Genomic DNA, 6,028 nt, shown 5'->3' on the forward strand with positions numbered 1-6,028 from the left:
CGTCGATGGGCTTGGCTGGGCCTGCGCCGGTTTCTTGTAGGGGCCGATCTCGGCGCCGCGATGCCGCAGGTAGCTGTACAGCGTGCTCTTGGACACATGCAGCTTCTGCGCGATGGCGGCCACCGACAGCTTGCGCTCGCGGTACAGCGTGTCGGCGGCCAGCGCCGTTGCCTCGGCCTGGGGTGTCAAGCCTTTGGGCCGCCCGCCGACCCGCCCGCGTGCCCGCGCGGCTGTCAGCCCGGCCTGAGTGCGCTCGCGGATCAGCTCCCGTTCGAACTCAGCCAGCGTGGCGAACAGGTTGAACACGAACCGCCCTTGGGCGCTGGTGGTGTCGATGGGATCGTTCAGGCTGAGTAGCCCGACCTTGCGTTCCATCAGGTTGCCGACCAGCTCAACCAGGTGTTTGAGCGAGCGCCCCATGCGGTCGAGCTTCCAGATCACCAGCACGTCTCCGGCACGCAACTGGCCCAGCAACTCGTCAAGCGCCGGCCGCGCGGTCTTCGCGCCGCTCGCCACGTCCTGGTAGACGCGCTCGCAACCAGCCGCCTTGAGGGCGTCCATCTGCAAGTCTGATTTCTGGTCGCGCGTGGAAACGCGGGCGTAGCCGATTTTCATGCTTAGAGTCTGCTTTACTGGTTGAAACAGAATAATATCGAACTTTGATTCATCAAACGACAAATTTAGACTAATTACCGTGCGGCACCGTTTGCACATCAGATCGCGCGGCAGAGTCTTGTAAAACGAAGGTTTTATCGAACCGTTGCCAGTGATGACGATAAGATGTATAAACACCTATGTACTCAAACACCGTATTGGAGGACATCATGAACACCGTTCGCTGGAACATCGCCGTGTCGCCGGACGTGGATCAGTCCGTGCGCATGTTCATCGCCGCGCAGGGCGGCGGCCGCAAGGGCGACCTGTCGCGCTTCATCGAGGAAGCTGTGCGCGCCTACCTGCTGGAGCGTGCCGTCGATCAGGCCAAGACGGCTGCTGCCAGCATGAGCGAAACCGAACTGTCCGACCTCATCGACGAGGCTGTGCAATGGGCGCGTGAGCACTGATGCGCGTCATCCTCGACACCAACGTGCTGCTCGGCGCGCTGATTTCGCCCCATGGGCCACCCGATGCGATCTATCGCGCCTGGCGCGCGGCGCGCTTCGAGCTGGTGACATCGGCGGCACAGCTCGACGAGCTGCGGCGGGTGAGCCGCTACCCCAAGCTCAAGACCATCTTGCCCGCGCACCGCGTCGGCACGATGGTCAACAACATGCAGCGCGCCATCGTTTTGGCGCAACTGCCGCCGCTGCCGGATGGCATCGAAGCGAATGATCCGAACGATGCGTTCCTGCTGGCGATGGCCTTGGGCGGCGAGGCTGACTACCTGGTGACGGGCGACCGCCGCGCCGGGCTGTTGCAACGCGGCAGCATTGGGCGCACGCGCATCGTCACGCCGGCCACCTTCTGCGCAGAGGCGCTTTGAGCCATGCCGGTCAGCTTCCTGTCCACCACGCAACGGGAACGCTACGGCCGCTACCCAGACACGCTTTCCGGCGAAGAACTGGCGCGCTACTTCCACCTGGACGACGATGACCGCGAGTGGATCGCCACCAAGCGGCGCGACAGCCACCGACTGGGCTATGCGCTGCAACTGACCACGGCCCGCTTTCTCGGCACCTTCCTGGAAGACCCGGCCGCCGTGCCCGGCGCGGTACTGCATACGCTGTCGTCCCAGCTTGGCATCGCCGACCCCGACTGCGTGCTGGCCTACCGCGAGAGCGAGCAACGCTGGCGGCACACGACCGAAATTCGCGCCCGCTACGGCTACCGCGAGTTTGCCGACGGCGGCGTGCAGTTCCGCCTTGGCCGGTGGCTATGCGCGCTGTGCTGGACGGGCACCGACCGGCCGAGCGCGCTGTTCGATTACGCCAACGGCTGGCTGGTCGGCCACAAAGTGCTGCTGCCCGGCGTCACGGTGCTGGAACGCTTCATCGCCGAGGTGCGCTCGCGCATGGAGTCGCGCCTGTGGCGTCTGCTCGTGCGCGGCGTGACGGCCGCACAGCGGCAGCGCCTCGATGACCTGCTCAAACCGGCCGAAGGCAGCCGCCAGTCTTGGCTGGATCGGTTGCGCAAGGGGCCGGTGCGCGTCAGCGCTCCGGCGCTCGTTTTGGCCTTGCTGCGCATCGAGACCGTGCGCGGCCTGGGCATCAAGCTGCCTGGCACCCATGTGCCGCCGAGCCGCATCGCGGCGCTGGCCCGCTTCGCCAGCACCGTCAAGGTGTCCGCCGTGGCCCGGCTGCCGGAAGCGCGGCGCATCGCCACGCTGGTGGCCTTCGTGCATTGCCTGGAAGCCAGTGCGCAGGACGACGCCCTCGATGTGCTCGACCTGCTGCTACGTGAACTGTTCACCAAGGCCGAGAAGGAAGACCGCAAGGTCAGGCAGCGCTCGCTCAAGGATCTGGATCGAGCCGCCTCGACGCTGGCCGAGGCATGCCGGATGCTGCTCGATCCGGCTCTGCCGGACGGCAAACTGCGCGAGCGCGTCTATGCCGCCATCGGCCGCGATGAACTGGCCCAGGCGCTCAATGAGGTTCGCGGCCTGGTGCGTCCGCCCAACGATGTGTTCTACACCGAGCTGGAGGCCCGCAAGGCCACCGTCTCGCGCTTCCTGCCGACGTTGCTGCGCGTCATCCGCTTCGACGCCAATCCGGCCGCGCAGCCTTTGGCGCAGGCGTTGCAATGGCTGCATGAGAAACCCGACCATGATCCGCCCACGGCCATCGTCGGCAAAGCGTGGCAGCGCCATGTCGTGCAGGATGATGGCCGCATCAATGCCACGGCCTACTCGTTCTGCACGCTCGACAAGCTGCGCAGCGCGATCCGCCGACGCGACGTGTTCATCAGCCCGAGCTGGCGTTACGCCGATCCGCGCGCCGGTCTTTTGGACGGGGCCGAATGGGAGGCTGCGCGGCCCATCGTTTGCCGTTCGCTGGGCCTGACGGCGCAGCCGGAAACCACCTTGGCCGCGCTGACGCGCGAACTGGACGAGACCTACCGGCGCGTCGCCGCACGCCTGCCCGAGAACGACGCGGTGCGCTTCGAGACAGTCGGCGACAAGACCGAACTGGTGCTCAGCCCCTTGGAGGCGCTGGAAGAACCGGCTTCACTGATCGCGCTGCGCAACGAGATCAAGGCGCGCATGCCGCGTGTCGATCTGCCGGAAATCCTGCTGGAAGTCGCTGCGCGCACCGGCTGCATGGACGCCTTCACGCATCTGACCGAGCGCACGGCGCGTGCGGCCGATCTGACCACCAGCCTGTGCGCTGTGCTGATGGCCGAAGCCTGCAACACCGGCCCGGAACCGCTGGTGCGGCAAGACACCCCGGCGCTCAAGCGCGACCGGCTGATGTGGGTCGATCAGAACTACGTGCGCGACGACACGTTGATCGCCTGCAACGCCGTGCTGGTGGCGGCGCAGAACCGCATCGCGCTGGCCCGCGCCTGGGGCGGCGGCGACGTGGCCTCGGCGGACGGCATGCGCTTCGTGGTGCCGGTGCGCACCATCCACGCCGCGCCGAATCCGAAATACTTCAATCGCGGGCGCGGCGTCACCTGGTACAACCTGCTGTCCGATCAATGCACCGGGCTGAACGCCATCACCGTGCCCGGCACGCTGCGCGACAGCCTGGTCTTGCTGGCGGTTGTGCTGGAGCAGCAGACCGAATTGCAGCCGACGCAGATCATGACCGACACCGGCGCGTACAGCGACGTGGTGTTCGGTCTGTTCCGTCTTTCCGGCTACCGTTTCTGCCCGCGCCTGGCCGACGTTGGCGGAACGCGCTTCTGGCGCGTGGACGCCGAAGCCGACTATGGCGACCTCAATACACTGGCACGGCAGCGCGTGAACATCGACCGCATCACGCCGCATTGGGATGACGTGCTGCGTCTGGTCGGCTCGCTCAAACTCGGCCTGGTGCCGGCGATGGGCATCATGCGCACCTTGCAGGTCGATGAGCGGCCCACCAGCCTGGCGCAGGCCATCGCCGAAATCGGCCGCATCGACAAGACCATCCACACGCTGAATTTCATCGACGACGAGGCCCGCCGCCGCGCCACGCTGCTGCAATTGAATCTCGGCGAGGGCCGCCACAGCCTGGCGCGCGAGGTCTTCCACGGCAAGCGCGGCGAACTGTTCCAGCGCTACCGCGAGGGGCAGGAGGACCAGTTGAGCGCGCTCGGCCTGGTCGTCAACATGATCGTGCTGTGGAACACGCTGTACATGGACGCGGTGCTCGCGCAGTTGCGCAGCGAGGGCTACCCGGTAAAGCCCGAGGACGAGGCTCGGCTGTCGCCGTTCGGCCATGAGCACATCAACATGCTTGGACGCTACTCGTTCTCGGTGCCGGAGGCGGTCGCCCGTGGCGAGCTGCGACCCCTGAGCAGAAAGGACGACGTTTGAGCCGCTTCAAGCCTATCCGCAGCATCCGCGCTGCTGCTGGATAGGCGGGCACGGCACCGAGCCGAACGAACAGAACACGCAGCAGTCGCCGGGCTTGGGGCGCAGCAGCGCGTGGCACGCCGGGCACTCGTCGTAGAACTGGCAGGCATCCGTCGGCATGGTCTTCTGCCAGGCGTGCCCGCAGTGCGGGCAGGTCAGCACAGATTCGAGAATGATGGTCATCGCGGCGTCACTTCTGCACGGCGGACGGGTAGCCCGCGTTGGTCGTGGCCTTGGTCAGCGCTTCCGGCTGGGCCTTGTCCGGGTCGTAGGTGACGGTGGCTGTTTTTTTGTCGAAATCGACCTGTACTGCGCTGACGCCAGCTATCTTCTCCAACGATTTCTTGACCGTGATCGGGCACAGCGGGCAGGTCATGTTCTGGACGGCCAGTGTGACCGTTTTCGACGGGGCGGCCAGCGCCGCGAACGGCAAGGCAACCAGTAGAGCAATGAGCAATTTGCGCATGGCGAACTCCTTTCAGTAGAACAACGGGGCCAGCCACGGCACGGCCAGCAGGGCGAGCAACAGGGTGGCGACGATCCAGAAGGTGAGCCGTTGCCGGCGGCGCGTGCGCGGATCGGCGCAGGGCGTGCCTGGGGTGCAGACCTGCGGCACCAGGTAAAGCTTGCGGAAGGCCAGGCCGAGAAACAGCAGCGTCAAGCCGATGAAGAACGGCCGGTACGGCTCCATTGCCGTCAGGCTGCCGACCCAGGTGCCGCCGATGCCGAGGGCCAGCAGCACGAGCGGCCCGACGCAGCACACCGATGCGCCGATGGCGGCGAGGATGCCTGCGACCAATGAGCTTTTGCCGGTGAGTGATGCCATGCCGATTCCTTGAACTTGTGCGCCCAAGTGTTACTCTACATTCCGTACCTAAGTACGGAATCAAGGGGAATTTGCATGGGCGCAGACCTGACCATCGGCAAGCTGGCGGACGCCGCCGGAGTGAACATCGAGACGATCCGCTATTACCAGCGGCGCGGGCTGCTGGATGAACCGACCAAGCCGCTGGGTGGCCATCGGCGCTACCCGGCAGGGGAGGCCAAGCGGGTGCGCTTCATCAAGCGGGCGCAGGCGCTTGGCTTCACGCTGGATGAGGTCGGCATGCTGCTGACGCTGGACTCGGCGTGTGGCTGCTCGGACACGCGGGCGCTGGCCGCTCGAAAGCAGGGACTGATCGAGCGGAAGATGGCCGACCTGACGGCCATGTACCAAGCGCTGGGCGATCTGATCCAGCAATGCGATGCAGGTGGCAGCACCAGGCCGTGCCCGATCATTGACGTGCTGGAGCGTGACTGACTGCCTCGATGATCACACAGCGGGTGACGCGACCGCCTGACTATCGCGCTGGCAGAAATTTCTGGGGTTCCGGCATTCCCTTGCCAGGGCTTAAGTCGGTTGGCTGTTCCATTGCTCCCCGGACCCCATGTTCCCAGCGGGCGATGCGGCGATTTGGCCCCGTGGTGCACTGGCTTTTGAGCGGGCACTTGGGGCAAGATGACGACCAGTATTTATAAATCAGCAGCCCT

8 protein-coding genes are annotated in these 6,028 nt (G+C 65.6%); 4 read left to right on the forward strand and 4 right to left on the reverse strand.

Annotated features, from left to right (window positions below; translation table 11 throughout):
- On the reverse strand, positions 1 to 615 hold a 615-nt coding region (locus tag ACE3SS_RS14470), incomplete at its 3' end, for a recombinase family protein (RefSeq protein WP_374595145.1).
- A 209-nt stretch (positions 616 to 824) separates the two neighbouring features.
- Here ACE3SS_RS14470 and ACE3SS_RS14475 point away from each other — a divergent pair.
- The 3 genes from ACE3SS_RS14475 to ACE3SS_RS14485 are packed head-to-tail and all read left to right on the forward strand — an operon-like array spanning position 825 to position 4,459.
- Positions 825 to 1,064 (forward strand): ribbon-helix-helix domain-containing protein, encoded by a 240-nt coding sequence (locus tag ACE3SS_RS14475; protein WP_374595147.1) that lies wholly within the window; start codon positions 825 to 827, stop codon positions 1,062 to 1,064.
- Complete coding sequence (locus tag ACE3SS_RS14480) at positions 1,064 to 1,483, forward strand: putative toxin-antitoxin system toxin component, PIN family (protein WP_020909878.1); 420 nt, start codon at positions 1,064 to 1,066, stop codon at positions 1,481 to 1,483. The genes ACE3SS_RS14475 and ACE3SS_RS14480 overlap by 1 nt, the downstream gene beginning before the upstream one ends.
- Before the next feature lie 3 nt (positions 1,484 to 1,486).
- Positions 1,487 to 4,459 carry a Tn3-like element ISAzs17 family transposase gene (locus tag ACE3SS_RS14485; RefSeq protein ID WP_374595150.1) on the forward strand — a complete coding sequence of 991 codons (2,973 nt, stop codon included), beginning with the start codon at positions 1,487 to 1,489 and terminating at the stop codon, positions 4,457 to 4,459.
- A gap of 12 nt (positions 4,460 to 4,471) precedes the next feature.
- On the opposite strand, the gene ACE3SS_RS14490 is transcribed toward ACE3SS_RS14485, so the two are convergent.
- From ACE3SS_RS14490 to ACE3SS_RS14500, 3 genes are read right to left on the reverse strand one after another with little or no spacing between them, the layout of a single operon-like run.
- The gene (locus tag ACE3SS_RS14490; RefSeq protein ID WP_055401762.1) at positions 4,472 to 4,681 is read right to left on the reverse strand and encodes a GDCCVxC domain-containing (seleno)protein; all 210 of its coding nucleotides are present in this window, start codon (positions 4,679 to 4,681) and stop codon (positions 4,472 to 4,474) included.
- Between the two features lie 7 nt (positions 4,682 to 4,688).
- Positions 4,689 to 4,964 carry a mercury resistance system periplasmic binding protein MerP gene (merP, locus tag ACE3SS_RS14495; RefSeq protein ID WP_374595152.1) on the reverse strand — a complete coding sequence of 92 codons (276 nt, stop codon included), beginning with the start codon at positions 4,962 to 4,964 and terminating at the stop codon, positions 4,689 to 4,691.
- Positions 4,965 to 4,976: 12 nt separating this feature from the next.
- A complete protein-coding gene (locus ACE3SS_RS14500) occupies positions 4,977 to 5,330 on the reverse strand; it encodes a mercuric transporter MerT family protein (RefSeq protein ID WP_374595156.1) in 354 nt (117 codons plus the stop codon).
- A 69-nt stretch (positions 5,331 to 5,399) separates the two neighbouring features.
- Here ACE3SS_RS14500 and merR point away from each other — a divergent pair, with 69 nt between their 5' ends.
- Positions 5,400 to 5,798 carry an Hg(II)-responsive transcriptional regulator gene (gene merR / locus ACE3SS_RS14505; protein WP_374595154.1) on the forward strand — a complete coding sequence of 133 codons (399 nt, stop codon included), beginning with the start codon at positions 5,400 to 5,402 and terminating at the stop codon, positions 5,796 to 5,798.
- Positions 5,799 to 6,028 lie beyond the last annotated feature (230 nt).

The organism is Aquabacterium sp. (assembly GCF_041915145.1).
Classification (GTDB): domain Bacteria; phylum Pseudomonadota; class Gammaproteobacteria; order Burkholderiales; family Burkholderiaceae_C; genus Aquabacterium.

Excerpts from the sequence above, each read along its gene's own strand:
- ACE3SS_RS14475 (WP_374595147.1), top strand. The coding sequence starts at position 825 with ATGAACACCGTTCGCTGGAACATCGCCGTGTCGCCGGACGTGGATCAG.
- ACE3SS_RS14480 (WP_020909878.1), top strand. The coding sequence starts at position 1,064 with ATGCGCGTCATCCTCGACACCAACGTGCTGCTCGGCGCGCTGATTTCG.
- ACE3SS_RS14485 (WP_374595150.1), top strand. The coding sequence starts at position 1,487 with ATGCCGGTCAGCTTCCTGTCCACCACGCAACGGGAACGCTACGGCCGC.
- ACE3SS_RS14490 (WP_055401762.1), bottom strand. The coding sequence starts at position 4,681 with ATGACCATCATTCTCGAATCTGTGCTGACCTGCCCGCACTGCGGGCAC.
- merP (WP_374595152.1), bottom strand. The coding sequence starts at position 4,964 with ATGCGCAAATTGCTCATTGCTCTACTGGTTGCCTTGCCGTTCGCGGCG.
- merR (WP_374595154.1), top strand. The coding sequence starts at position 5,400 with ATGGGCGCAGACCTGACCATCGGCAAGCTGGCGGACGCCGCCGGAGTG.